This is a genomic window from Streptococcus sp. 151470009-6, assembly GCF_053628175.1.
The window spans coordinates 92,910-116,301 of the sequence record NZ_JBSEZF010000003.1; the positions used below are offsets into that span (position 1 = coordinate 92,910).

The 23,392-nt window shown below is 42.5% G+C and carries 24 protein-coding genes; 14 read left to right on the forward strand and 10 right to left on the reverse strand.

Annotated features, from left to right (window positions below):
- Nucleotides 1–67: 67 nt before the first annotated feature.
- The 3 genes from ACUW6H_RS05505 to ACUW6H_RS05515 are packed head-to-tail and all read left to right on the forward strand — an operon-like array spanning nucleotide 68 to nucleotide 3,189.
- On the forward strand, nucleotides 68–1,441 hold the full coding sequence (locus ACUW6H_RS05505) for a M20 family metallopeptidase (RefSeq protein ID WP_096408540.1): 1,374 nt from the start codon (nucleotides 68–70) through the stop codon (nucleotides 1,439–1,441).
- The gene (locus ACUW6H_RS05510; RefSeq protein ID WP_096408537.1) at nucleotides 1,434–2,495 is read left to right on the forward strand and encodes a methionine ABC transporter ATP-binding protein; all 1,062 of its coding nucleotides are present in this window, start codon (nucleotides 1,434–1,436) and stop codon (nucleotides 2,493–2,495) included. The genes ACUW6H_RS05505 and ACUW6H_RS05510 overlap by 8 nt, the downstream gene beginning before the upstream one ends.
- A 1-nt stretch (nucleotide 2,496) precedes the next feature.
- Nucleotides 2,497–3,189, forward strand: a complete 693-nt coding sequence (locus tag ACUW6H_RS05515) for a methionine ABC transporter permease (protein WP_096408535.1) — start codon at nucleotides 2,497–2,499, stop codon at nucleotides 3,187–3,189.
- A gap of 28 nt (nucleotides 3,190–3,217) precedes the next feature.
- Here ACUW6H_RS05515 and ACUW6H_RS05520 read toward each other — a convergent pair whose 3' ends face one another.
- Entirely contained in the window at nucleotides 3,218–3,787 is a 570-nt protein-coding gene (locus ACUW6H_RS05520; protein ID WP_096408532.1) for an MptD family putative ECF transporter S component, read from the reverse strand.
- A 133-nt stretch (nucleotides 3,788–3,920) separates the two neighbouring features.
- On the opposite strand from ACUW6H_RS05520, the gene ACUW6H_RS05525 reads away from it, so the two are divergent.
- From ACUW6H_RS05525 to nrdI, 5 genes are all read left to right on the forward strand, one after another.
- Complete coding sequence (locus ACUW6H_RS05525) at nucleotides 3,921–4,535, forward strand: YesL family protein (RefSeq protein ID WP_049536854.1); 615 nt, start codon at nucleotides 3,921–3,923, stop codon at nucleotides 4,533–4,535.
- Nucleotides 4,513–6,183 (forward strand): sensor histidine kinase, encoded by a 1,671-nt coding sequence (locus ACUW6H_RS05530; RefSeq protein ID WP_454362219.1) that lies wholly within the window; start codon nucleotides 4,513–4,515, stop codon nucleotides 6,181–6,183. The genes ACUW6H_RS05525 and ACUW6H_RS05530 overlap by 23 nt, the downstream gene beginning before the upstream one ends.
- An 11-nt stretch (nucleotides 6,184–6,194) precedes the next feature.
- The gene (locus ACUW6H_RS05535; RefSeq protein ID WP_454362221.1) at nucleotides 6,195–7,481 is read left to right on the forward strand and encodes a response regulator transcription factor; all 1,287 of its coding nucleotides are present in this window, start codon (nucleotides 6,195–6,197) and stop codon (nucleotides 7,479–7,481) included.
- A gap of 59 nt (nucleotides 7,482–7,540) precedes the next feature.
- Nucleotides 7,541–8,074: an ABC transporter permease gene (locus tag ACUW6H_RS05540; RefSeq protein ID WP_447266391.1), complete on the forward strand. Its 534-nt coding sequence runs from the start codon at nucleotides 7,541–7,543 to the stop codon at nucleotides 8,072–8,074.
- A gap of 76 nt (nucleotides 8,075–8,150) precedes the next feature.
- On the forward strand, nucleotides 8,151–8,615 hold the full coding sequence (nrdI, locus tag ACUW6H_RS05545; protein ID WP_454362224.1) for a class Ib ribonucleoside-diphosphate reductase assembly flavoprotein NrdI: 465 nt from the start codon (nucleotides 8,151–8,153) through the stop codon (nucleotides 8,613–8,615).
- Nucleotides 8,616–8,724: 109 nt separating this feature from the next.
- Here nrdI and ACUW6H_RS05550 read toward each other — a convergent pair whose 3' ends face one another.
- On the reverse strand, nucleotides 8,725–8,970 hold the full coding sequence (locus tag ACUW6H_RS05550; protein WP_454362226.1) for a MarR family transcriptional regulator: 246 nt from the start codon (nucleotides 8,968–8,970) through the stop codon (nucleotides 8,725–8,727).
- A 365-nt stretch (nucleotides 8,971–9,335) separates the two neighbouring features.
- On the reverse strand, nucleotides 9,336–11,024 hold the full coding sequence (gene argS, locus ACUW6H_RS05555; RefSeq protein ID WP_268705679.1) for an arginine--tRNA ligase: 1,689 nt from the start codon (nucleotides 11,022–11,024) through the stop codon (nucleotides 9,336–9,338).
- Between the two features lie 156 nt (nucleotides 11,025–11,180).
- On the opposite strand from argS, the gene argR reads away from it, so the two are divergent.
- Complete coding sequence (argR, locus tag ACUW6H_RS05560; protein WP_004239711.1) at nucleotides 11,181–11,627, forward strand: arginine repressor; 447 nt, start codon at nucleotides 11,181–11,183, stop codon at nucleotides 11,625–11,627.
- Between the two features lie 50 nt (nucleotides 11,628–11,677).
- Nucleotides 11,678–14,212, forward strand: a complete 2,535-nt coding sequence (gene mutS, locus ACUW6H_RS05565) for a DNA mismatch repair protein MutS (RefSeq protein ID WP_454362229.1) — start codon at nucleotides 11,678–11,680, stop codon at nucleotides 14,210–14,212.
- Between the two features lie 40 nt (nucleotides 14,213–14,252).
- Here mutS and ACUW6H_RS05570 read toward each other — a convergent pair whose 3' ends face one another.
- Both ACUW6H_RS05570 and ACUW6H_RS05575 read right to left on the reverse strand, forming a co-directional pair.
- Nucleotides 14,253–14,711, reverse strand: coding sequence for a DUF3021 domain-containing protein (locus ACUW6H_RS05570; protein WP_268705677.1), 459 nt, complete (start codon nucleotides 14,709–14,711; stop codon nucleotides 14,253–14,255).
- Nucleotides 14,708–15,148, reverse strand: coding sequence for a LytTR family DNA-binding domain-containing protein (locus tag ACUW6H_RS05575; protein ID WP_268705676.1), 441 nt, complete (start codon nucleotides 15,146–15,148; stop codon nucleotides 14,708–14,710). The genes ACUW6H_RS05570 and ACUW6H_RS05575 overlap by 4 nt, the downstream gene beginning before the upstream one ends.
- 208 nt (nucleotides 15,149–15,356) lie before the next feature.
- Here ACUW6H_RS05575 and mutL point away from each other — a divergent pair, with 208 nt between their 5' ends.
- Nucleotides 15,357–17,306: a DNA mismatch repair endonuclease MutL gene (gene mutL / locus ACUW6H_RS05580; RefSeq protein WP_454362232.1), complete on the forward strand. Its 1,950-nt coding sequence runs from the start codon at nucleotides 15,357–15,359 to the stop codon at nucleotides 17,304–17,306.
- Between the two features lie 151 nt (nucleotides 17,307–17,457).
- On the opposite strand, the gene ACUW6H_RS05585 is transcribed toward mutL, so the two are convergent.
- Complete coding sequence (locus ACUW6H_RS05585) at nucleotides 17,458–17,955, reverse strand: helix-turn-helix domain-containing protein (RefSeq protein ID WP_454362233.1); 498 nt, start codon at nucleotides 17,953–17,955, stop codon at nucleotides 17,458–17,460.
- 159 nt (nucleotides 17,956–18,114) lie between these two features.
- Here ACUW6H_RS05585 and ruvA point away from each other — a divergent pair, with 159 nt between their 5' ends.
- The 3 genes from ruvA to ACUW6H_RS05600 are packed head-to-tail and all read left to right on the forward strand — an operon-like array spanning nucleotide 18,115 to nucleotide 19,953.
- The gene (gene ruvA / locus ACUW6H_RS05590; RefSeq protein ID WP_454362235.1) at nucleotides 18,115–18,708 is read left to right on the forward strand and encodes a Holliday junction branch migration protein RuvA; all 594 of its coding nucleotides are present in this window, start codon (nucleotides 18,115–18,117) and stop codon (nucleotides 18,706–18,708) included.
- A 9-nt stretch (nucleotides 18,709–18,717) separates the two neighbouring features.
- On the forward strand, nucleotides 18,718–19,278 hold the full coding sequence (locus ACUW6H_RS05595) for a DNA-3-methyladenine glycosylase I (RefSeq protein ID WP_096408506.1): 561 nt from the start codon (nucleotides 18,718–18,720) through the stop codon (nucleotides 19,276–19,278).
- Nucleotides 19,279–19,953 (forward strand): CPBP family intramembrane glutamic endopeptidase, encoded by a 675-nt coding sequence (locus tag ACUW6H_RS05600; protein WP_454362237.1) that lies wholly within the window; start codon nucleotides 19,279–19,281, stop codon nucleotides 19,951–19,953.
- Between the two features lie 45 nt (nucleotides 19,954–19,998).
- Here ACUW6H_RS05600 and ACUW6H_RS05605 read toward each other — a convergent pair whose 3' ends face one another.
- The 4 genes from ACUW6H_RS05605 to ACUW6H_RS05620 form a co-directional block, all read right to left on the reverse strand.
- On the reverse strand, nucleotides 19,999–21,036 hold the full coding sequence (locus tag ACUW6H_RS05605; protein ID WP_454362239.1) for a S66 family peptidase: 1,038 nt from the start codon (nucleotides 21,034–21,036) through the stop codon (nucleotides 19,999–20,001).
- Between the two features lie 148 nt (nucleotides 21,037–21,184).
- A complete protein-coding gene (locus ACUW6H_RS05610) occupies nucleotides 21,185–21,448 on the reverse strand; it encodes a SemiSWEET family transporter (RefSeq protein ID WP_004250486.1) in 264 nt (87 codons plus the stop codon).
- A 199-nt stretch (nucleotides 21,449–21,647) separates the two neighbouring features.
- The gene (locus ACUW6H_RS05615) at nucleotides 21,648–22,322 is read right to left on the reverse strand and encodes a DUF1129 domain-containing protein (protein ID WP_454362242.1); all 675 of its coding nucleotides are present in this window, start codon (nucleotides 22,320–22,322) and stop codon (nucleotides 21,648–21,650) included.
- Nucleotides 22,323–22,334: 12 nt separating this feature from the next.
- Complete coding sequence (locus ACUW6H_RS05620; RefSeq protein WP_454362244.1) at nucleotides 22,335–23,279, reverse strand: magnesium transporter CorA family protein; 945 nt, start codon at nucleotides 23,277–23,279, stop codon at nucleotides 22,335–22,337.
- Between the last annotated feature and the right edge of the window lie 113 nt (nucleotides 23,280–23,392).

Here is a 23,392-nt window from a genome sequence, read left to right on the forward strand (position 1 = left end):
TTGGTTTTGAAGAAGATAATCTTGTAGTCCGTCCATAGACACAAGTCCTTAGAAAGGGAGAGAAAAAATGGTTTTTCCTAGTGAACAAAAGCAGATTGAAAAATTTGAAAAGGATCATGTAGCCCAGCATTATTTTGAAGTTTTGCGTACCTTGATTTCTAAGAAATCAGTCTTTGCCCAGCAGGTCGGGCTCAAGGAAGTCGCCAACTATTTGGGTGAGATTTTCAAGCGTGTGGGAGCTGAAGTCGAGATAGATGAGAGCTACACGGCGCCTTTTGTCATGGCGCATTTCAAGAGTTCGCGTCCAGATGCTAAGACCTTGATTTTCTATAATCACTATGACACCGTACCAGCGGACGGAGATCAGATTTGGACAGAGGATCCCTTTACACTTTCTGTGCGAAATGGCTTTATGTATGGGCGTGGGGTTGACGACGACAAGGGGCACATCACGGCTCGTTTGAGTGCTCTGAGAAAGTATATGCAGCACCACGATGACCTGCCAGTCAATATCAGCTTTATCATGGAAGGGGCAGAGGAGTCTGCTTCTATGGATTTAGATAAGTATTTAGAGAAACACGCAGACAAACTCCGAGGAGCAGATTTGCTAGTTTGGGAGCAAGGAACCAAAAATGCCTTGGAGCAGTTAGAAATTTCTGGTGGAAACAAGGGAATCGTGACCTTTGATGCCAAGGTGAAAAGTGCGGATGTGGATATCCACTCGAGTTATGGAGGTGTCGTGGAGTCAGCACCATGGTATCTTATCCAGGCCTTAAGTAGCCTACGCGCTGCAGATGGTCGTATCTTAGTAGAAGGCTTGTACGAGGATGTCCAAGAGCCGAATGAACGAGAGTTAGCCTTGGTGGACACCTATGCACAAGGCAACCCCGGGGAAATCAGCCGCATTTACGGCTTGGAATTGCCTCTCTTACAAGAGGAGCGCGCTGCCTTTCTCAAACGATTCTTTTTTGAACCTGCACTCAATATAGAGGGAATCCAATCTGGTTACCAAGGTCAGGGTGTTAAGACTATTTTGCCAGCAGAAGCTAGTGCCAAGCTAGAGGTTCGTCTGGTTCCTGGCTTAGAACCGCATGATGTTCTGGAAAAAATTCGGAAACAGCTAGACAAAAATGGTTTTGATAAGGTAGAATTGTATTATACCTTGGGAGAGATGAGTTATCGAAGCGATATGAGTGCGCCAGCCATTCTCAATGTCATCGAGTTGGCCAAGAAATTCTACCCTCAGGGCGTATCGGTCTTGCCGACTACAGCGGGGACAGGACCTATGCATACGGTCTTTGACGCCCTAGAGGTACCTATGGTAGCCTTCGGTTTAGGGAATGCCAATAGCCGAGACCACGGTGGAGATGAAAACGTGCGGATCGCCGATTACTACACCCATATTGAATTAGTAGAGGAGCTGATTAGAAGCTATGAGTAGAGATATTATCAAGTTAGATCAGATCGATGTGACCTTTCACCAAAAGAAGAGAACCATCACAGCGGTCAAGGATGTGACCATTCACATCCAAGAAGGGGATATCTACGGTATCGTAGGATATTCTGGAGCAGGAAAATCCACTCTAGTCCGGGTGATTAACCTCCTGCAAAAACCATCTGCAGGCAAAATTACCATTGACGACGATGTGATTTTTGACGGCAAGGTGACCTTGACGGCAGAGCAGTTGCGTCGCAAACGTCAAGATATCGGGATGATTTTCCAGCATTTCAACCTCATGAGTCAAAAAACAGCAGAGGAAAATGTAGCCTTTGCCCTTAAACACTCTGGACTCAGCAAGGAAGAAAAGAAAGCAAAAGTTGCTAAGTTGTTAGACTTGGTTGGTTTGGCAGATCGTGCTGAAAACTACCCTTCACAACTATCTGGAGGACAAAAACAGCGTGTGGCCATTGCGCGTGCCTTGGCCAACGATCCGAAAATTTTGATTTCAGATGAGTCAACCTCTGCCCTTGATCCTAAGACAACCAAGCAAATTCTAGCCTTGTTGCAAGATTTGAACCAAAAATTAGGCTTGACCGTTGTCCTGATTACACACGAAATGCAAATTGTCAAAGACATTGCTAATCGTGTGGCAGTCATGCAGGATGGCCGTTTGATTGAAGAAGGCAGTGTCCTTGAAATCTTCTCAGACCCTAAACAACCTTTGACCCAAGACTTCATCTCAACTGCCACAGGTATTGACGAAGCCATGGTCAAGATTGAGAAGCAAGAAATTGTGGAGCATTTGTCTGCGAATAGCCTTTTGGTGCAACTCAAGTATGCAGGGGCTTCGACAGACGAACCACTTTTGAATGAATTGTACAAGCATTACCAAGTAACGGCTAATATCCTTTATGGAAATATCGAAATTCTCGATGGCACTCCTGTTGGAGAATTGGTGGTGGTCTTGTCAGGTGAAAAAGCAGCGCTAGCAGGTGCTCAAGAAGCCATCCGTCAGGCTGGTGTGCAGTTAAAAGTATTGAAGGGAGGACAGTAAAATGACAGACTTGATTCAAACTTACTTACCAAATGTCTATAAGATGGGCTGGTCAGGTCAGGCAGGCTGGGGAACAGCCATTTACCTAACTCTTTATATGACAGTTCTTTCCTTCATTATCGGAGGGTTCTTGGGGCTCGTTGCAGGTCTTTTCCTTGTCTTGACAGCGCCAGGCGGTGTCTTGGAGAACAAGGTCGTTTTCTGGATTTTAGACAAGATTACCTCTATTTTCCGTGCGGTTCCCTTCATCATCCTTTTGGCTATCTTGTCACCTCTTTCTCACTTGATTGTGAAGACTAGTATCGGGCCAAATGCAGCCCTTGTTCCACTTTCTTTTGCGGTATTTGCCTTCTTTGCCCGTCAGGTGCAGGTCGTCTTGGCTGAGCTGGATGGCGGTGTCATTGAAGCGGCTCAAGCTAGTGGAGCGACTTTCTGGGATATCGTTGGGGTATACCTATCCGAAGGTCTTCCAGATTTGATTCGTGTGACGACTGTGACCTTGATTTCCCTTGTTGGTGAAACCGCTATGGCGGGAGCAGTTGGTGCTGGTGGTATCGGTAATGTGGCCATTGCCTATGGATTCAACCGTTACAATCACGATGTGACCATCTTGGCGACCATTATTATCATCTTGATTATCTTTACAATCCAGTTCTTGGGAGATTTCTTGACCAGGAAATTAAGTCATAAATAAAAAGAGCCGAAGGGCTCTTTTTTAGTGATTAGATTTTGTGTGTAAACTTTTTACTAATGACTTGCCCAAGCAAAGCACCAATCAAGGCACAAAGGAGAATGCTTGCGACAAAGAGAAAAATTTTGTCTAGCTCTGGAGCGACCATGATACGGTCAATGTATTCCTGAGATTTTCCACGAGCGAGGAGAGCTGCCTCGTAGGATGCTGGATTGATCCACATGAGGAGGATAGGACCACTTGTGCTAAAAGCAAAGACTAGGAAGGAGAAAAGATTTTTAATCTTATCCTGATAGTGACCGAGGCGAGCGGTGGCATCTGCTGCAAGACCGCAGGCGATAGCTGGTAGAAAGGCTCCAGCGCCGTGTTTACTAGCTAGGAAGAAGAGAGCCATAAAGAGCCCTAGAGTGGAAATGGCACCAAAACGAGGAACTTTTACCAGAAGAAACATGTAAACACTCCCCCCAACAAGGGTTGAAAAAGCAGGAGCATAGAACATATTGCCCGTTGAGTCAACCAGGTGTCCAAGTACTACTCCAATCCCTAGACAGAGGAAATAGAGGACGACAGCTAAGAGGGTGGTTAAGATATTTTTCTTCATGAGTTTCTCCTTGATATAAACTAACAAAATCAATTGTATCATGCTTTTAGATGATTGTAAATGGACACTCTATATTTTTGAAAACGTTTGAAATATGATATAATAGTTACACAGTTGTTTGAAGGAGGATATCATGGGAAAATTTCTAGAATTCGTCTTTAATCGTTTCTTTTTAGGAATGATTGTGACGGCTTTTTTCTGGTTATTCACACTAGCAGGAGGTGTGGTCTTTGGTTTGGCACCAGCTAGTGCAACCCTTATGAGTTTATATGCTGAGCACGGTTATACTTATCGAGCTTATAGTTTGAAAGAAGCTTGGGAACTCTATAAGAGTAACTTTGTCAAGAGCAACCTCGCTTTCTATAGTTTTGTATTTGTAGATCTAGTATTAGTTTATGGTCTGTATCTTTTGGTTCAATTGCCCCATCAAACTATTTTTCATCTCTTGGCAACCTTTCTTAATGTTCTTGTAGTGGCCCTTGTCTTTCTAGCCTATACTGTTTCCTTGAAACTTCAGGTATATTTTGATTTATCCTACCGAAATACCGTGAAATTGTCCCTTATTGGGATTTTCATGAGCTTGCCAGCAATCGCCAAGGTTCTGATTGGCACAGGCTTGCTTGTAGGAGTTGGTTACTATATGCCTGCTCTCCTCTTTTTTGTAGGAATTGGTGTGTGGCATTTCTTTATCAGTGATATGTTGGAACCTATTTATGAAAGTATCCATGAAAAATTGGCGACAAAATAGAATGAAGCAATTTTGGCTTCACTCTCTTTTACGGATTTATAGCCTCGTTATGATCATCATCATTGCTAGTTTTGCGGTGATGATTTCCTATGCCGACTGGGATTCGCGTGAGAAAGAAGCTCAGCGAGTAGCTCAACGCGTGACGACTCGGACAGTAAGTGAGATTGAATATTACCATAGAGAGTCGACTCGGCTTGCCCAGACTTTGGTTGAAAATCAGGCTCGCATCGAAGGGATTTACAAGTACTTTAGTCTCAGTACACCAGACTATTTTTATTGGCAATTAGAGCGCAAGGCTTCTCCTTATATCTCGGTATCCTTGTATGAAAATATCGACGATCTCTATGTTCGTAATGATTTTGTGACAGGGGTGGCAATTGTCCTCCAAGATTACAAAGAAGTTTTTGTTTCAACTAGAGGGAAACGAAGTGGAGAGAAAATTCCAGCAGAAAATTTCAAACCAGCTCCTAATAGTTTTGCCATTCCTGTATCCGATCCCGTTTCTGACCAGGATTTAGGAGTGATCTACATCTCTTTATCCCCAGATGTCTTACGTGGAGCTATTGACAATACCCGAGGTAACACACCAATGGCCGTGACGGTGACTTCGCCTTTTGATACGGAGATGTTTCAGCTTGGGGAGAAGGTGTCAGCTGAGCGGGAGGACTGGCTTGTAGGAGTCACCTCTCATGGCTATCAAGTTCGTGTGGCTGTTCCTAAGGATTTTGTTCTTAAGGGAACGTTGACTAGTTCGGCTGTCATTATTGGACTAAGTATTCTCTTTATCATCATTTTGTATATCACTCTGAGACAGACCTTTTCAAAATATCAAAAGCAGGTAGTGGATTTGGTCGAGTCTATTCAGGTTATTGCCCAAGGAGAAGAGGGACTTCGCATCGATACCTCTGAGAAAGATCAGGAATTGCTCCTTATCTCAGAAACAACCAATGATATGTTGGACCGACTGGAAAAAAATATCCACGATATTTATCAGTTGGAACTTAGCCAAAAAGATGCTAATATGCGAGCCTTGCAAGCTCAGATTAATCCGCATTTTATGTATAATACATTGGAATTTCTTCGCATGTATGCGGTGATGGAAAGCCAAGATGAGCTGGCGGATATTATCTATGAATTTAGTAGCTTGTTGCGTAACAATATCTCCGATGAGCGTGAAACGACCTTGCAACAAGAACTAGAATTTTGTCGTAAATACAGTTATCTCTGTATGGTTCGCTATCCAAAGTCAGTAGCTTATGGCTTTAAGATCGCGCCAGAATTAGAAAATATGAAGATTCCCAAGTTCACGCTCCAACCATTGGTCGAAAACTACTTTGCCCACGGTATTGACCACCGCCGAACAGACAATGTCATCAGCATCAAGGTCTTGAAGGGTCAGGGATTTGTTGAAATCCTAGTGGTAGACAATGGTCGTGGCATGCCTGCTGAAAAATTAGCTGCCTTGCAAGAGAAATTAGCTCAGAGAAGTTTTGAGCACGAAGCAAGCTACAGCGGCGAGCGACAGTCAATCGGAATAGTGAATGTACACGAACGCTTTGTCCTCTATTTTGGGGATCGCTACCAAATCAGTGTAGAGTCAGCTGAGCAAGAAGGTGTTCGCTATCGAATCACTATCCAGGATGAATAGAAAGGGCAGAAATGTATAAAGTTTTATTAGTAGACGACGAGTACATGGTGACAGAGGGGCTCAAGCGCTTGATTCCCTTTGAAAAATGGGATATGAAAGTCGTCGCAACAGCCAATCATGCCGACGATGCTCTGGGCTATGTCAAGCATCATCCGGTTGATGTGATTATTTCGGATGTCAATATGCCCGATAAAACAGGACTGGAGATGATTAAGGAGATGAAGGAGATTCTCCCAGATGCCTATTATATCTTGCTATCTGGCTATCAGGAGTTTGACTATGTCAAGAAAGCAATGAACCTGAGTGTCGTGGATTATCTGGTGAAGCCGGTGGATAAGGTTGAGTTGAGTCATTTATTAGAAAAAATTGCGAGCCAACTTCAGGAAAAGGTGGAGCAGAGCCAGACTCTTAGCCAAGAATTGGATGAAGAAGGCTTTGTCAACTTTTTAGCAGGTAAAGACAACTGGTGGATAGGCCTTTCTAAGGAAAAACAAGGTTCTTTCACTATTCCTTACTATGTTTTAGGTCAAGACTGGCAGATTTTTATCTCTGATCAACCACTAGATGGAATCGTAGTAACGCCTTTTGGAGCGCCCTACCAACAAGCTTTTGAAAAATGGAAAATCAACGCAGAAAAAGCCCTCTTTTACGGTTCTGTCAATCTAGAAAAATCCGAGAGTCTATTTGCTTATTATGAACCGATTTATCGCGTGATTATCCAAGGAAATATCAATCAAATCATCGAAGAATTGACCCTGCTGGAGAAGGTTGTCTTAGAGAACACACCGCGCGTGGCTATCACAAAACAACTCTTCACCCAATTTGTCATGGATGTCTTCCATTTGTTTGAACACCTAAAAGCAGATGATATGACCGAGATTGTCAAAGCCATCCATGCTATTAACTCCTTTGAAGAGTTGGTTGCCTACATCAAAGCAACCTTGACCAAGTTCTTTGGCCAGTATCGTATGAATGAAAATGTGGTCAGTGTTTTAGAGGTGATTGGCCGCGATTATCAAAAAGAGCTCTCACTTAAGGATATTAGCAAGGATCTCTTTATTAACCCAGTCTACCTCGGTCAGCTGATTAAGCGAGAAACCAACTCGACCTTTGCAGAACTGCTCAACAAACAGCGAATTAAGGCAGCGCAACAGCTCTTGCTTTCAACCAATGATAGTATTGAAGATGTTTGCTATGCCGTTGGTTACAGTAATGTCGGCTATTTTTACAAAGTTTTCCGTAAATTGTGCGGAAAATCACCAAAAGCATACCGTAAACAAGTCGAGACAGGCCTGTAAGAATTGTATTTCTGTACGAAAAATGCTATAATGTCCAAAAGGATTTATAGGAGGAAAATATGAAAAAGAAACCAATTTATCTCTGGATTTTGTTAGTCCTATCAGCACTCATTTCTGCTTCGTCATTATTTGGCATCTTGGGCCCAGTCCCTAGCAAAGAAGTTCTTCGTGCGAGTCTATCTAATAGTGGATCTCTTACTGCTCAGCAAATAGAAGACACGGTTAACTATACCTACCAAGTAACAGCATCATCGCACTCAATTTTTAATGTAGTTTTGATTGTTTTATCTGCTATTTTAGTTGTGGTAGCCTTTGTGTTCTTAGTTCGTAAAAACGTCCAATTTGCCAACTATGCTTATCTTGGCTATCTTTTGCTAGCGATTGTTGGTTTGGTCTATTCTTTTGTGAACATTCAAGATGCAATTCAATTGATCAAAGATGATACCCTAGGCTTAGGAATAGGCACATTAGCAAAAGGAACCGTTATTTTGTTCATGATTATCAATGTCCTCTTTTTAGCTTTAGTCCTTTACAAGATGTGGCGCCAACAAAAAGATTTGGCTGAGGAAGCCGAAGCAGAGGAAGTTGCCTAAGTATTGACAAAAGAGAACTATCAAGTTACAATCTTGGTAGTTCTTTTAATATCCAAAAATAAAAATCGAGGTCAATATGAAAAAAATATCCTTAGTTTATATCAGTTTGAGTGGGAATACAGAGAGTTTTGTAACCCGACTTAAGGACTATCTCTTGTCCCAGCACGAAGGGATTGAGGTCCAAAAGATCCATATCAAGGATTTGGTCAAGGAAGGGAAAGATTTCTTTGAGATGGACCATCCCTATGTCGCTTTCTTACCGACCTATCTGGAAGGTGGAAATGGTGTCGACAACGGCGATGTTGAGATCCTGACGACTCCAGTGGGTGATTTTATCGCCTATGGAGACAATGCTAGTAAGTGTTTTGGTGTAGTGGGATCTGGTAATCGCAATTTTAATAACCAATACTGTTTGACTGCCAAACAGTATAGTCAGCGTTTTGGTTTCCCTGTTCTAGCAGATTTTGAAATGAGAGGCATGCTGGGAGATATTAAAAAGGTTGCAGCTATTATCGCGGACTTATATGGATTGGAAAGTTAAGCTTCGGCCTAGCTTTTTCTTCTACTTTATTTGTTTAAAATCTAATAGGAATCTTTAGCAGTTTCATGAAGAAGAGAAAAATCCGAGAAGAAGACTTCTCGGATTTTGATTATTTGAGTTGATCAGTGATTTCCTTTGAAAGCATGAGTCCCAAACGATAGCCCTTGTTGATGTAGGCGATGACATCGTTGATATTCTCTGTTGTTTGGATTCTTTTGTGGATATCTGCTTTGAAAGTTTCGTCTTTTAAAAGCTGCTCCTGAAGGAGTTTCTGAAGTTTTTCTTTTTCGTATTTATTGATAAGAAAAAGAACGACAAGACTGATAAGAACTAAGATATAAGCGTACTGGCTCATAAAATCTCCCCTGATTTGATAAAAAATTGAAGGTATAAGAAAAGCGAAAGAAATTTTCGCTTTTCAACTAAGTCACTAGGCGAGCAGAACAGGTATCCAATAGCTAAAACCAGACAATGTGGACCTTTAACTGAAAAGTTCGCCCAGTTGAAATGAAGACTAGTAAAGCGCCAAGCCAAAGTCTGTATAGGATTTGGTGATAGTTACTTAGACTGCTTTACAATAAAGTGATTAAAAGATTACGACATGAGCCTAACCAAATCGATATTATTTGGTTAGGTGAATTAGTGAAGCAGTTAGCTAGTCCGCATATAGCGGCTAGCGTCTAACAATTAGGAACTTTAGTTCCAATTGTTAGTACTGAATCACATCTTCTCTGGCGCTTCTACTCCAAGCAAGCGAAGGGCTTCTTTGAGGACAACTGCGGTTGCGTAGCTGAGGGCTAGGCGGCTGTCGCGCTCTGGGCTTTCATCCAAGATACGAGTGTGAGCATAGTATTTATTGAAAGCTTGCGCCAAGCTGATTGCATACTTAGCAATGAGCGATGGGTCATAGTTGTCAGAAGCACGTTTGATGACACGGGCAAAGTCTTGGAGAAGTTTGATGATTTCCCAGCTTTCAGCATCATTTAGACTGTAACTTTCTTGAGCATTTGGTTGGAAGTCAGCTTTTCTAAGTAGAGACTGAATACGAGCGTAAGCGTATTGGATGTATGGCCCAGTCTCACCTTCAAATGAAACCATTGCTTCCAAATCAAAGTCATAACCATTTCGACGATCAGTTTTCAGGTCGTAGAATTTGACAGCTCCAACCCCAACAGCTTGGGCGATTTGATCCTTGTTTTCAAGGTCAGGATTTTTTGCTTCGATTTGAGCTTTAGCACGAGTGATGGCTTCTTGGAGAGTTGGCTCGAGCAGGATGATGTTTCCTTTACGAGTAGAGAGTTTTTGGCGATTTTTGGTTACAAGACCAAAGTCAACGTGAACCATATCGTCACTCCAAGCAAATCCCATTTTCTTCAAGACGGCTTTCAACTGTTTAAAGTGGTTAGATTGCTCTTGGCCGACAGCATAGATATTTTTAACAAAGTTGTAAGTACGAGCACGGTAGATGGCTGTTGCGATATCACGAGTGATGTAGAGAGTAGCGCCATCTGATTTTTTAATCATAGCAGGTGGCAAATCGAAATCATCCAAGTTGACAATGCAAGCCCCTTGAGACTCTTCTAGCAAGCCTTTTTCTTCCAAGATTTGTACGGCTTCATCCATCTTGTCATTGTAGAAGGCTTCACCGTTTAAGCTATCAAATTCAACACCGAGTAGTTTGTAGATACGGTTGAATTCGACCAAACTTTCATCACGGAACCATTGCCAAAGTTGAGTTGCTTCAGGATCACCATCTTCTAGTTTTTTGAACCAGAGGCGACCTTCATCATCGAGAGCCTTGTCAGTTTCGATTTCGGCATTGATGCGAACGTAAAGTTTCAACAACTCATCGATTGGGTTGGCTTCGATGGCTTCTTTAGAACCCCACTTCTTATAAGCAACCATGAGAAGACCAAACTGTTTCCCCCAGTCTCCAAGGTGGTTGATTTTAATGGTTTTGTAGCCCATCTTCTTAAAGATATTAGAGAGGGCATCTCCGATAACTGTTGAACGCAAGTGGCCGACTGAGAAGGGTTTGGCGATATTGGGACTAGAAAGGTCGATCGTAATATTTTGCTCTTGGCCTTCCGTTTGTTGGGCGTAGTCAGCACCTTTTTCGATGATTTCTTTGATAACTGCACCAGAAATAGCAGATTTATCAAGGAAAAAGTTTACGTAAGGACCTGTTGCCACCACTTTTTCAAAGGCTTGGCTGTTGATCTTTGCAGCAATATCGGCAGCAATCACTTGCGGTGCCTTGCGTTCGACTTTTGCTAATGAGAAAGCAGGGAAAGCGATGTCTCCCATATCTGAATTTTTAGGTTGTTCTAGTAAATTGAAAATAGCCTCTTGGTCCAGGCTATCAATGACGCTAGCCAATTCGCCAGCAATCAGTTTTTTTGTATTCATAAGTAGGCTCCTTTTGGGCTTTTCTTCTATTTTAACACAATTTACTACATTTTTTGAGAAAGAAAAGAATTTTTTTGAATTCTCTATTTTTTTTGGTATAATATAGTTATAAAATAAATGTAAAATTTGTTATAAATATTCGCTTAAGAGGATGATATGAGAAAAAGAGAACGGCATCAGTTGATTAAAAAGATGATCGCTGAAGAAAAACTTGGAACACAAAAAGAGATTCAAGATCGTCTTGAAGCTCAGAATGTCTATGTGACGCAAACGACTTTGTCACGTGATTTGCGTGAAATCGGCTTGACCAAGATCAAGAAAAATGATATGGTGTATTATGTACTAGCAAATGAGACAGATAAGATTGATTTAGTTGAGTTTTTGTCTCATCATTTAGAAGGAGTTGCAAGAGCAGAGTTTACCTTGGTACTTCATACTAAACTTGGGGAAGCTGCAGTCTTAGCAAACATTGTAGATGCAAACAAGGATGAATGGATTTTAGGAACGGTTGCTGGTGCTAATACCTTATTGGTTATTTGTCGAGACCAGCACGTTGCCAAGCTGATGGAAGATCGTTTGCTAGATTTGATGAAAGATAAATAAGGTCTTGGGAGTTGCTCTCAAGACTTATTTTTAGCAAGGAGAGACGGAAAATGGCAACAGAAAAGCTATCACCCGGTATGCAACAGTATGTGGATATTAAAAAACAATACCCAGATGCTTTTTTGCTTTTTCGGATGGGTGATTTTTACGAGTTGTTCTATGAAGATGCAATCAATGCAGCACAGATTTTAGAAATTTCTTTAACAAGTCGGAATAAAAATGCAGAAAATCCGATACCCATGGCAGGTGTCCCCTATCATTCTGCCCAGCAGTATATCGATGTATTGATCGAGCAGGGCTACAAGGTGGCCATTGCCGAGCAGATGGAAGATCCCAAACAAGCAGTCGGGGTTGTCAAGCGAGAGGTGGTTCAGGTCATCACACCTGGTACAGTAGTTGATAGAAGTAAGCCCGATAGTCAGAATAATTTCTTGGTTGCCTTAGATCGTGATGGCAATCAATTTGGTCTGGCTTATATGGATCTAGTGACAGGTGATTTTTATGTGACAGGTCTATTGGATTTCACGTTGGTTTGTGGGGAAATCCGTAACCTCAAGGCGCGAGAAGTGGTGCTGGGTTATGACTTGTCTGAGGAAGAAGAACAAATCCTCAGCCGTCAGATGAATCTGGTGCTTTCTTATGAGAAGGAAGGCTTTGAGGACCTTCATTTACTGGATCCACGACTGGCAGCTGTGGAGCAAGCGGCAGCTAGTAAGCTCCTCCAGTATGTTCATCAGACCCAGATGCGGGAATTGAACCACCTCAAACCAGTTATCCGCTATGAAATCAAAGATTTCTTGCAGATGGATTATGCGACCAAGGCCAGTCTGGATTTGGTTGAGAATGCTCGTTCAGGTAAGAAGCAGGGCAGTCTTTTCTGGCTTTTGGATGAAACCAAAACGGCTATGGGTATGCGACTCTTGAGGTCTTGGATTCATCGTCCCTTGATTGATAAGGAACGAATCGTCCAACGTCAAGAGGTGGTGCAGGTCTTTCTTGACCATTTCTTTGAGCGTAGTGATTTAACGGACAGTCTCAAGGGTGTTTATGATATTGAACGCTTGGCTAGTCGTGTTTCTTTTGGCAAGACCAATCCCAAGGATCTCTTGCAACTAGCGACCACCTTATCTAGTGTGCCACGGATTCGAGCGATTTTAGAGGGAATGGAGCAGCCTGCTTTAGCTTATCTCATCGCACAGTTGGATGCCATTCCAGAGTTAGAGAGTTTGATTAGCGCAGCGATTGCTCCTGAAGCTCCTCATGTGATTACGGAAGGTGGCATTATCCGTACGGGATTTGATGAGACCTTAGACAAGTACCGTCGTGTCCTCAGAGAAGGGACCGGCTGGATTGCAGAGATTGAGGCTAAGGAGAGAGAAAACTCTGGCATCAGCACGCTCAAGATTGACTACAATAAAAAAGATGGCTACTATTTCCATGTGACCAATTCGCAACTGGGAAATGTGCCAGCCCACTTTTTCCGCAAGGCGACGTTGAAAAACTCGGAACGCTTTGGGACTGAGGAGTTGGCTCGTATCGAGGGAGATATGCTGGAGGCGCGTGAGAAGTCAGCCAATCTAGAGTACGAAATCTTTATGCGTATCCGTGAGGAAGTCAGCAAGTATATCCAGCGCTTGCAGGCTCTAGCCCAAGGAATTGCGACGGTTGATGTTTTGCAAAGTCTAGCAGTTGTGGCTGAAACCCAGCATTTGATCAGACCTGAGTTCGGTGACGACTCACAGATTGATATCCAGAAAGGTCGCCATGCTGTCGTTGAAAAGGTTATGGGAGCGCAGACCTACATTCCAAACAGCATCCAGATGTCAGAAGATACCAGCATTCAACTGATTACGGGGCCCAACATGAGTGGGAAGTCTACCTACATGCGCCAGCTAGCCATGACTGCGGTGATGGCTCAGATGGGTTCTTACGTGCCAGCAGAAAGTGCCTATTTGCCGATTTTTGATGCCATCTTTACCCGTATCGGAGCGGCAGATGATTTGGTTTCAGGTCAATCAACCTTTATGGTAGAGATGATGGAGGCCAACAATGCCATTTCGCATGCGACCAAGAACTCTCTCATTCTCTTTGATGAATTGGGACGGGGAACTGCAACTTATGACGGGATGGCTCTTGCCCAGTCCATCATCGAATACATTCATGAACATATCGGAGCCAAGACCCTCTTTGCGACCCACTATCATGAGTTGACTAGTCTGGAGTCCAGTTTGGAACACTTGGTCAATGTCCACGTGGCAACCTTGGAGCAGGATGGTCAGGTGACCTTCCTTCACAAGATTGAACCAGGTCCAGCTGACAAATCCTACGGTATCCATGTTGCTAAGATTGCTGGTTTACCAGCAGAACTTTTAGCAAGGGCAGATAAGATTTTGACACAACTGGAGAGCCAGGTACAAGAAAGTCCAACTCCGATGAGACAAACAAGCGCCGTCACGGAACAGATTTCTCTCTTTGATACGCCAGCAGAACATCCTATCCTAGCAGAATTAGCTCAACTGGATGTGAATAATATGACACCTATGCAGGCTATGAATGTCTTAGTTGAGTTCAAACAAAAATTATAAAAAGAATCCCACTCGCGCCTTTGTGAGTGGGATTTTTCTATTACTTTTTATGAGCCAAGAGTTGATTGATGTGGTCTACTTTTTTAGCTTCCCTTTTATAGAGGATAGTCCAGATGATAAGGTAGACAATCGCAAACTCTGGAATGAGCTGGAGATAGAAGGTCCAGTGGAAGGGGAACCAACCAGCCAGAGTTGCTAGTGGAACAAAGCCAGCCAGCATGAGGAAGAAATGGGAAAGTGTGGCACGGAGCAAGCTCCAGTCACGGCTGAATAAGCGACTGCCAAAGCTAAAGAGAACGCCGATAGCTGACCAGATAATCGTGCAGTAGAGCAAGACCAAGGCACCGTGAACCTGATGTTGAACCATCACTTGGCCGATGAGAGACTCGGGGCTCAGTGGGGCATAGGTATTTGGTGCATAAATGAGTGAAAAGATGATAGAGAGGATGAGGCCGATGAGTACACCAGTGGCTGCATCGTGAAAGATTTGTTTTTTCATAGTTCTAATTTCTCCTTGATGGTTTTTAGGTAACGGCGAGATGAGTAAGTAAAGCTTTCGTTTTTGAGAAAGATTTCGACCAGGCCGTTGGGGGTTAGCTTGAGATGAGAGATAGCGTCAATATTAACGATTTCTGATTGGGAAATCTGGATAAAAGTGGTCGGCAGAATGTCAAGCACTTGATAGAGCCGCAAATCAATGGTATAGGTCTGAGATACAGTTTCTGCTAGAATCTTGCGATTCTCGATATAGAAGCGTTGTATCTTACCAATCTTAACTAGATAGACCTGATCATCAATCTTTCCTTTGATTGTTTCTTTTTGGTCAAGATTTTCTGCGAACTCGATGACTTTCTGGACTTTTTCGGTCGGCTGAGGTGCTTGGATAATCAGCTTTTCCTCCTCGTAAGTCTCCTTAATCTGTAGTTCTACTTTCATAAATTTCCCTCCTTTTCAGTTATACAAGGTTGTGATCACTTCCTGTACACCTTTATTAAACACTATTTTACGACCCATGGCAAGAGCTTTTGTCTATGTGGAGAGATTTGGAGTCTATGTGGTATTTGCTTTTTCTGATAGTATCTGAAATATGGTATAATAGCACTAATCAATTTCTAGGAAAATAGATACAGAAAGGGGCTGAAAGATGTCTCAAATTATTGAATTGCCAGAGGTGCTGGCAAACCAGATCGCAGCAGGAGAGGTTATTGAACGTCCTGCCAGTGTGGTGAAAGAGTTGGTAGAAAATGCCATTGACGCGGGCTCAAGTCAGATTATCATTGAGATTGAGGAATCAGGTCTCAAGAAGATTCAAATCACCGATAATGGTCATGGAATTGCCCACGATGAGGTGGAATTGGCCCTGCGTCGCCATGCAACCAGTAAGATAAAAAATCAAGCAGACCTTTTTCGGATTCGGACGCTTGGTTTTCGAGGTGAAGCCCTGCCCTCTATCGCTTCTGTCAGTGTTCTGACTCTGTTGACGGCGGTGGATGGTGCAAGTCATGGGACTAAGCTCGTTGCGCGTGGGGGTGAAGTAGAAGAAATCATCCCAGCGACTAGCCCTGTGGGGACCAAGGTTTGTGTAGAGGACCTCTTTTTCAACACGCCAGCCCGTCTCAAGTATATGAAGAGCCAGCAGGCGGAGCTGTCTCATATCATCGATATTGTCAACCGTCTGGGATTGGCCCATCCTGAGATTTCTTTTAGTTTGATTAGTGATGGCAAGGAAATGACACGAACAGCAGGAACTGGTCAGCTGCGCCAAGCCATCGCAGGGATTTACGGTTTGGCAAGTGCCAAGAAGATGATAGCCATTGAGAATTCGGATCTAGACTTTGAAATTACAGGTTTTGTGTCCTTGCCTGAGTTGACTCGTGCCAACCGCAACTATATCAGTCTCTTCATCAATGGCCGTTATATCAAGAATTTCCTGCTCAATCGTGCTATTCTTGATGGCTATGGCAGCAAGCTCATGGTGGGACGTTTTCCGCTGGCCGTGATTCATATCCATATCGACCCTTATCTAGCGGATGTCAATGTGCATCCAACCAAGCAAGAGGTGCGAATTTCTAAGGAAAGAGAGCTGATGGCACTTGTCTCAGAAGCTATCGCAAAGAGTCTTAAGGAACAGACCTTGATACCGGATGCCTTGGAAAATCTTGCCAAATCCACCGTACGCAATCGTCAAAAGGTAGAGCAGACCATTCTCCCACTCAAAGAAAATACGCTTTACTATGAAAAAACGGAGGTAACTAGACCCAGTCAAGCTGAGGTAGCTGATCATCAGGTTGAATTAACTGAGGAAGGGCAGGATTTGACCCTGTTTGCCAAGGAAACCTTGGATCAGCTGACCAAGCAGACAAAGCTCCATTTCGCAGAGAGAAAGCCAGCTAACTATGACCAACTAGACCATCCAGAACTAGACTTAGCCAGTCTCGATAAAGCCTATGACAAGCTGGAGCGAGAAGAATCATCAAGCTTCCCAGAGTTGGAATTTTTCGGGCAGATGCACGGGACCTATCTCTTTGCCCAAGGTCGAGATGGACTCTATATCATAGACCAGCATGCGGCTCAGGAACGGGTTAAGTACGAGGAATACCGTGAAAGCATCGGCAATGTTGACCAGAGCCAGCAACAACTCCTAGTACCTTACATCTTTGAATTTCCTGCGGATGACGCCCTTCGTCTCAGAGAAAGAATGCCTCTCTTAGAGGAAGTGGGTGTCTTTCTAGCTGAGTACGGAGAAAATCAATTTATCCTGCGTGAACATCCTATTTGGATGGCAGAGGAAGAAATCGAGTCTGGTATCTATGAAATGTGTGACATGCTGCTCTTGACCAAGGAAGTTTCTATCAAGAAATACCGAGCAGAGCTGGCTATCATGATGTCCTGCAAGCGGTCTATCAAGGCCAACCATCGTATCGATGACCACTCAGCCAGACAGCTCCTCTATCAGCTCTCTCAATGTGATAACCCTTACAACTGTCCACATGGCCGTCCTGTTTTGGTGCATTTTACCAAGTCGGATATGGAAAAAATGTTCCGACGCATTCAGGAAAATCATACCAGTCTTCGTGAGTTGGGGAAATATTAAGAACACAAAAAGCCTTTGTTCCTTTTCGAACAAGGCTTTTTAGTTTTTCCAAAGTGGGAACTTGATTGGACATGGGCAACTTGACACGAGGTTTACACTTGCTTGACAAGATCATTTCTAAAAAAATATTACGAAAACTGAATTAGGGGATTCAAGGTTTTGTAGAGTCGTCTTTGTCTGAAGGATTCTCAAGACCAATTACCTTATCAAGATAACGTTGTTTGGTTTTAAGAGCCTTGTTGATAGCAATCGCTGAAGCAATCAATAGAACAAAGGTTAGCCAGATCCAAGCAGTGAAATCGGCTGGGAAACTAGAACCGGCTAAAAAGAGATAGATAGCCAGAGCTAAGACGAAAATATAAATCACTTGCCAGAGGCCAAAGGATTTAACTTCTTTATAGTATTTATCCTTATCTTCCTCCAAAATCACTGCCGTGGAACCTTTTTCAAAGTTTTCATCCAGTAAGAGATAGTCAGTTGTTACTTGAAAAATCTTGCTTAATTCAATGATTTTTTCGATTTCAGGAAGTACTTGTCCAGACTCCCATTTGGAGATGCTTTGCCGAGAAACATTGATTTGTTCTGCTAGCTTTTCTTGGGACCAACCTTTTTCCTTTCTGAGCTCAAATAGTTTTTCTGCGAGTATCATTATTCTATCCTCCTTTTTCTACTTCTATCCTAACAATTTTTACTTATAATGAGAATACAATCTCCTGTACTATTTGTCAACCAGAGGTTGCACTTTTTGTTGCAGTCTGTCTTGGGGAAATATGGTATACTAGATAGGCAAAATAAGGGAGAAAAAATTATGTACGAATATCTTAAAGGAATCATTATCAAAATCACTGCTAAATATATCGTCCTTGAGGCGAATGGTATCGGTTATATCTTGCATGTAGCCAATCCCTATGCTTACTCAGGTCAGGTCAATCAAGAAACTCAGATTTATGTGCATCAAGTTGTTCGTGAGGATGCCCATCTGCTTTACGGCTTTCGCTCAGAAGATGAGAAAAAACTCTTCCTCAGTCTGATTTCGGTCTCAGGGATTGGTCCTGTTTCAGCTCTTGCAATCATTGCTGCCGATGACAATGCTGGCCTGGTTCAAGCCATCGAGACTAAGAACATCACCTACTTGACCAAGTTCCCTAAAATTGGTAAGAAAACAGCCCAGCAAATGGTTCTGGACTTGGAAGGCAAGGTAGTCGTGGCTAGTGATGACCTTCCTGCCAAAGTCGCTGTGCAAGCCAGTGCTGAAAATCAAGAACTGGAAGAAGCTATGGAAGCCATGCTGGCGTTAGGCTACAAGGCAACAGAGCTCAAGAAAATCAAGAAATTCTTTGAAGGGACGACGGATACAGCAGAGAACTATATCAAATCTGCCCTTAAAATGTTGGTCAAATAGGAGAAGAGTATGCCAAAACGTTGTTCGTGGGTCAAGATGACCAATCCGCTCTACATCGCCTACCACGACCAGGAGTGGGGACAGCCTCTTCATGATGACCGCGCTCTTTTTGAACTGCTCTGTATGGAGACTTATCAGGCTGGTCTATCTTGGGAAACGGTACTAAACAAACGTCAAGGATTCCGAGAAGCATTTCATGGCTATCAAATTCAAGCGGTCGCGGAAATGACAGATGGGGAGTTGGAAGCCTTGTTAGAGAATCTAGCCATCATCCGAAATCGTGCCAAGCTCTTTGCGACGCGTGCCAACGCCCAAGCATTTTTACAAATCCAGAAAACCTTTGGCTCTTTTGATGCTTATCTCTGGTCCTTTGTTAAGGGGAAAACGATCGTGAATGATGTTCCTGACTATCACCTAGCACCTGCTAAAACAGCCTTGTCTGAAAAATTAGCTAAAGATCTAAAAAAACAAGGTTTCAAGTTCACAGGCCCAGTTGCCGTTTTATCTTTTCTACAAGCAGCAGGTTTGATTGACGACCACGAGAATGATTGTCAATGGAAGGGGAATTAAGTGATGTCTAACAAAAATAAGGGAATTCTGATTTTTGCGATTCTCTATACAGTTCTCTTTGTATTTGATGGAGTTAAATTGCTGGCTTTCTTGATGCCATCTGCTATTGCAAATTATCTAGTTTATGTAGTACTAGCTCTATATGGCTCTTTTTTGTTCAAGGATAGATTGATTCAACAATGGAATGAGATTAGAAAGACGAAAAGAAAATTCTTCTTTGGCGTCTTAACAGGCTGGCTCTTTCTCATTCTGATGACTGTTGTCTTTGGCTTTGTATCAGAGATGTTAAGACGGTTTTTGGGACTAGATGGACAAGGCCTAAACCAGTCGAATATTCAAAGTACCTTTCAAGAGCAACCACTACTGATAGCCGTTTTCGCCTGCATCATAGGCCCTATAGTGGAAGAACTCTTTTTCCGTCAATTCTTATTGCATTACTTGCAGAAACAGTTGCCAGGTTTACTAAGCATTATTCTGGTAGGACTTGTTTTTGCTCTGACTCATATGCATAATTTAAGCTTGTCAGAGTGGATCGGTGCAGTCGGATATCTAGGTGGTGGCCTTGCCTTTTCAATTATCTATGTGAAAGAAAAGGAGAATATTTACTATCCCCTATTTGTTCACATGTTAGGGAATAGCCTCTCCTTCATCATTTTAGCTATCAGTAGTATGTGACGAAAATGCCAGTAATGATAATGAGAAAAAGCTGAGAAATTCATCTCAGCTTTCTTTGTTATAGTCAAAGCGAATGACTTGATCCGTTGCGTCTACATACGCGTGGACTCCAAAGGGAACAATTGCTCTTGGTGTGACATGACCAACGTTTAGATTATAGACAATCGGGGTATTGCTGTCAATGATATCCAATAGTGCCTCTTTATAGTCGTCATAGAAAGTTTCATCCATAGGTTTTCCGACCAAGAGTCCACTGATGACTTCAAATATCCCAGTTTCTTTTAAAGCCTGCAACATTTTTTTGAAATCATCAGGTTCAGGCTTTTCTTCACTTGTTTCTAGCAATAGAATCTTTCCTTTCCAGTCGGATAAGTCAGGGAAGAGTCTGTACTTTTGGCAGAGTTCTGTACTGTCTACATATCGAGAGTTGTCAAAGATATCGTAGAGGGATTCGAGGCAACCACCGAGGATTTTTCCCTCGAACTGGGCAGTTCCTTGTAACAAGTCAAAACCTGTATTTGCATGGCTGACACGAGGTATTCCCAAAGCTTTGGGACTGAAGTCAGTTCTTTCCTCATACCAAACGTCACTAGGTCGAATTTCCGAGATTCTTCCCGTCTCAATCAATTCTTTGAAGTAGTGGAGGCTGTATGGCAACATTTCTTTGTCTAACTCACAAATGTCTGCTAAAAAGGATTGACCATAAAAAGTCTTGATTCCTAGTTTATGCAACATGAGGTGGTTCATAGTTGTATCCGAGAAGCCAAGAAAAATTTTTTGTTTGATAACCTTTTGTAGTTGGTCATTTTCAAAAAGATAAGGCAATAAACGATAGGTATCGTCTCCACCGATGGCGCATAAGATCATGTCGATGCTTTCATCAGAAAATGCCTGCATCAAATCCTCCGCACGAGCTTCAGGATGTTCTTTGATAAAGTCTAAGCCTTTTAGCGAATGGGGTAAAAAGATAGGATTGAGTCCGAGGCCCTTGAGACGTTGGACACCCAAGTCCATTTCGTGTTTGACAAAGTCTTCTCCGATAATCCCACTAGATAAACTTATAATACCAATAGTAGAAGTCATATATTATCCTCCTAGAAAAAATTGATGCTATTGTATCACAAAAGATGAGGGAAAACAACAAGAATTAGAGTCAGAAGAAGGCTTTTAGATCAAGAAAGTAAGCAAAAAAGCAACCAATCATGTGGTTGCTTTTATAGTAGTTAATTTCTTATAGAGCAGTAAGGAAGGTCAGTCCGCCAAGGATAACCCCAGCCGAGTTTGGAATGATTAGAATCCAGTCTTTCTTAGGCTCTTTTGTCCATCCATAAATGACCCAGATTAAGCAAGAGACTGCTGCTGATAAAGGTTGGAATGGTTGAGCTTTGTTCCCTTGTAAATTGGCAAAAATTTGGGGGATGTAGGCTATAAATACAATAATCCCGATAAAGGCACCAATTGAACCAACAATTTGATTAATTCTCTGTTTAGTCATATATATTTCTCCTTATTACTTTATTAGCATAACAGAAAAACAACTTGGATTCAAGGATAAAACCTTGGGATTCTAAGGGAAGCCTTTACATTAGAACGTTTTTAGAAAATGTAGCTACTTTTCTTTGGAGAATCAAAAAATACTTTGGAGCCATAATAAAAGTAGTCTGTCTACAAAACACACTACTTTTTTGTTTATCTTAATATCTAGCTGGTCCTGCACTTGCGCTCTTAATGTTGAAACGTTTTTTGAGGTAGAAACGTAGGGCAAGGAGAGCTCCTCCAATCACCAATAAAACAAGTGGTGGGAGACTGATGTTAATGGCTTGTGGAAGGAAGTTACTCAAGAAGAGGATGAAGACCCAGGCAAACATGGTTGCTAACATAACCAAAAGTGATTTCCAGAATGGTGGGCGTTGGCTACGGTCAGTATCTGGTCCGTAGTAGCGGTAAATGAAGTGGTAGAGAAGATAGAAGGCAACTCCACCAAAGGCCCCTACACTGATAAGTGTTACCAATCCGTAGGCCACAGGTTGGTTTGAGAAGAAGCTCATCAAGGCGCTAACTACTGCAAATAATCCTGTGATGAAAAGGGCTGAATCCAACATCATCAATTTTGGATCGTCGTTTTCTTTTGGATGTTCTTTTTCGTATTGCTCTTTTTCGCTGAAGCTATGAGCCCAGTGAGTTGGTGCTCCGTAGATAGAACGTGCTGTCACTCCTTTTGGTTGCTCCTCAAGGATATGAGGAATGACTTCTTCAAGGATAGCCTTGATTTCGGCATCTGTTTTTCCGTCCTTGAGAAATTGCTGGGTGGCAATATGGATAAATTCCTGATTTTTCTTTGTTAAATCTTTTAAATCAATCTGTGACATAATAACTCCTGTTTAGAACCATTTTTTATGGATGAGGTAAAGAGTGAGAGAAACACTCAAAGCAAAGGCGATAAAGACGATGAGCCAGAAAGCATGCGGTTCCCCGTTTAAAGGAATTTCATTATCCTTAAAGTTCATACCGTAGGCCGAGAAGATCATGGTCGGGATGGACATAACGATGGTCACGAGGGCCAAGGTTTTCATGATATTGTTCTGGTTGTTGGAAATGATAGAGGCAAAGGTCTCTGTCATAGAGTGAAGGACATTTCCATAGATATCCGCCATCTCGATGGCCTGTTGCGTTTCAATCAAGGTATCTTCCAGTAGATCTTCGTCTTCAAGGTATTTCTTGATATTGCTAGTTGCGCTGGTCAACTTTTTAATCACGCGCTCGTTTGTCTTAAGAGAGGCTTTGAAGTAGACGATGGTCTTTTCCAATTCCATGAGTTCAATCAATTCTTCATTTCGAGTAGATTTGTGAAGTTGGCTTTCGATTTGCTCGCTCTTACGTTCGATAGAACGGAGGGCAGTCAAGTAAATCTCCGCATTGCGATAGAGGATTTGGAAGATGAAGCGCGAACGCATGAAGGTATAGAAATTCCGAAGTCTACGATTGATAAAGACATCAAGAAGTGGCAGAGGCTCCAAGCAAGTAGTGATGATAGCCTCTTCTGTGATGATAATCCCCAAGGGAATCGTCACATAGTAGGTACGGTTATTTCTTTCCTCTGTGATTGGAACGTCCACGATGATCAAGGTGTATTCATCTTCAATCGTGATACGGGACATTTCTTCCGCATCGAGTGGTGCACGGAGGTCCGCGATATCAATATCAAAGGCCGAGGCGATTTCCATCGATTCGCTTTGGGTAGGATTGACGAGATTGATCCAAGTGCCCGGCTGGAGCGTATCGATCTCTTTAAATTCAGTTGTCGTTGAGAGAAAGACTTGTTTCATATCTCCTATCCTTTCCTAATCTATTCCGTGTTACAGTGATTTTTGACACCGTACTATTATACTACAAATTCGGCGTTTTTGGTAATAGAATTTCACTTTTTTTGGTATAATGG

Coding starts and splice junctions, on each gene's coding strand:
- ACUW6H_RS05505 (WP_096408540.1), top strand. CDS start 68: ATGGTTTTTCCTAGTGAACAAAAGCAGATTGAAAAATTTGAAAAGGAT.
- ACUW6H_RS05510 (WP_096408537.1), top strand. CDS start 1,434: ATGAGTAGAGATATTATCAAGTTAGATCAGATCGATGTGACCTTTCAC.
- ACUW6H_RS05515 (WP_096408535.1), top strand. CDS start 2,497: ATGACAGACTTGATTCAAACTTACTTACCAAATGTCTATAAGATGGGC.
- ACUW6H_RS05520 (WP_096408532.1), bottom strand. CDS start 3,787: ATGAAGAAAAATATCTTAACCACCCTCTTAGCTGTCGTCCTCTATTTC.
- ACUW6H_RS05525 (WP_049536854.1), top strand. CDS start 3,921: ATGGGAAAATTTCTAGAATTCGTCTTTAATCGTTTCTTTTTAGGAATG.
- ACUW6H_RS05530 (WP_454362219.1), top strand. CDS start 4,513: ATGAAAAATTGGCGACAAAATAGAATGAAGCAATTTTGGCTTCACTCT.
- ACUW6H_RS05535 (WP_454362221.1), top strand. CDS start 6,195: ATGTATAAAGTTTTATTAGTAGACGACGAGTACATGGTGACAGAGGGG.
- ACUW6H_RS05540 (WP_447266391.1), top strand. CDS start 7,541: ATGAAAAAGAAACCAATTTATCTCTGGATTTTGTTAGTCCTATCAGCA.
- nrdI (WP_454362224.1), top strand. CDS start 8,151: ATGAAAAAAATATCCTTAGTTTATATCAGTTTGAGTGGGAATACAGAG.
- ACUW6H_RS05550 (WP_454362226.1), bottom strand. CDS start 8,970: ATGAGCCAGTACGCTTATATCTTAGTTCTTATCAGTCTTGTCGTTCTT.
- argS (WP_268705679.1), bottom strand. CDS start 11,024: ATGAATACAAAAAAACTGATTGCTGGCGAATTGGCTAGCGTCATTGAT.
- argR (WP_004239711.1), top strand. CDS start 11,181: ATGAGAAAAAGAGAACGGCATCAGTTGATTAAAAAGATGATCGCTGAA.
- mutS (WP_454362229.1), top strand. CDS start 11,678: ATGGCAACAGAAAAGCTATCACCCGGTATGCAACAGTATGTGGATATT.
- ACUW6H_RS05570 (WP_268705677.1), bottom strand. CDS start 14,711: ATGAAAAAACAAATCTTTCACGATGCAGCCACTGGTGTACTCATCGGC.
- ACUW6H_RS05575 (WP_268705676.1), bottom strand. CDS start 15,148: ATGAAAGTAGAACTACAGATTAAGGAGACTTACGAGGAGGAAAAGCTG.
- mutL (WP_454362232.1), top strand. CDS start 15,357: ATGTCTCAAATTATTGAATTGCCAGAGGTGCTGGCAAACCAGATCGCA.
- ACUW6H_RS05585 (WP_454362233.1), bottom strand. CDS start 17,955: ATGATACTCGCAGAAAAACTATTTGAGCTCAGAAAGGAAAAAGGTTGG.
- ruvA (WP_454362235.1), top strand. CDS start 18,115: ATGTACGAATATCTTAAAGGAATCATTATCAAAATCACTGCTAAATAT.
- ACUW6H_RS05595 (WP_096408506.1), top strand. CDS start 18,718: ATGCCAAAACGTTGTTCGTGGGTCAAGATGACCAATCCGCTCTACATC.
- ACUW6H_RS05605 (WP_454362239.1), bottom strand. CDS start 21,036: ATGACTTCTACTATTGGTATTATAAGTTTATCTAGTGGGATTATCGGA.
- ACUW6H_RS05610 (WP_004250486.1), bottom strand. CDS start 21,448: ATGACTAAACAGAGAATTAATCAAATTGTTGGTTCAATTGGTGCCTTT.
- ACUW6H_RS05615 (WP_454362242.1), bottom strand. CDS start 22,322: ATGTCACAGATTGATTTAAAAGATTTAACAAAGAAAAATCAGGAATTT.
- ACUW6H_RS05620 (WP_454362244.1), bottom strand. CDS start 23,279: ATGAAACAAGTCTTTCTCTCAACGACAACTGAATTTAAAGAGATCGAT.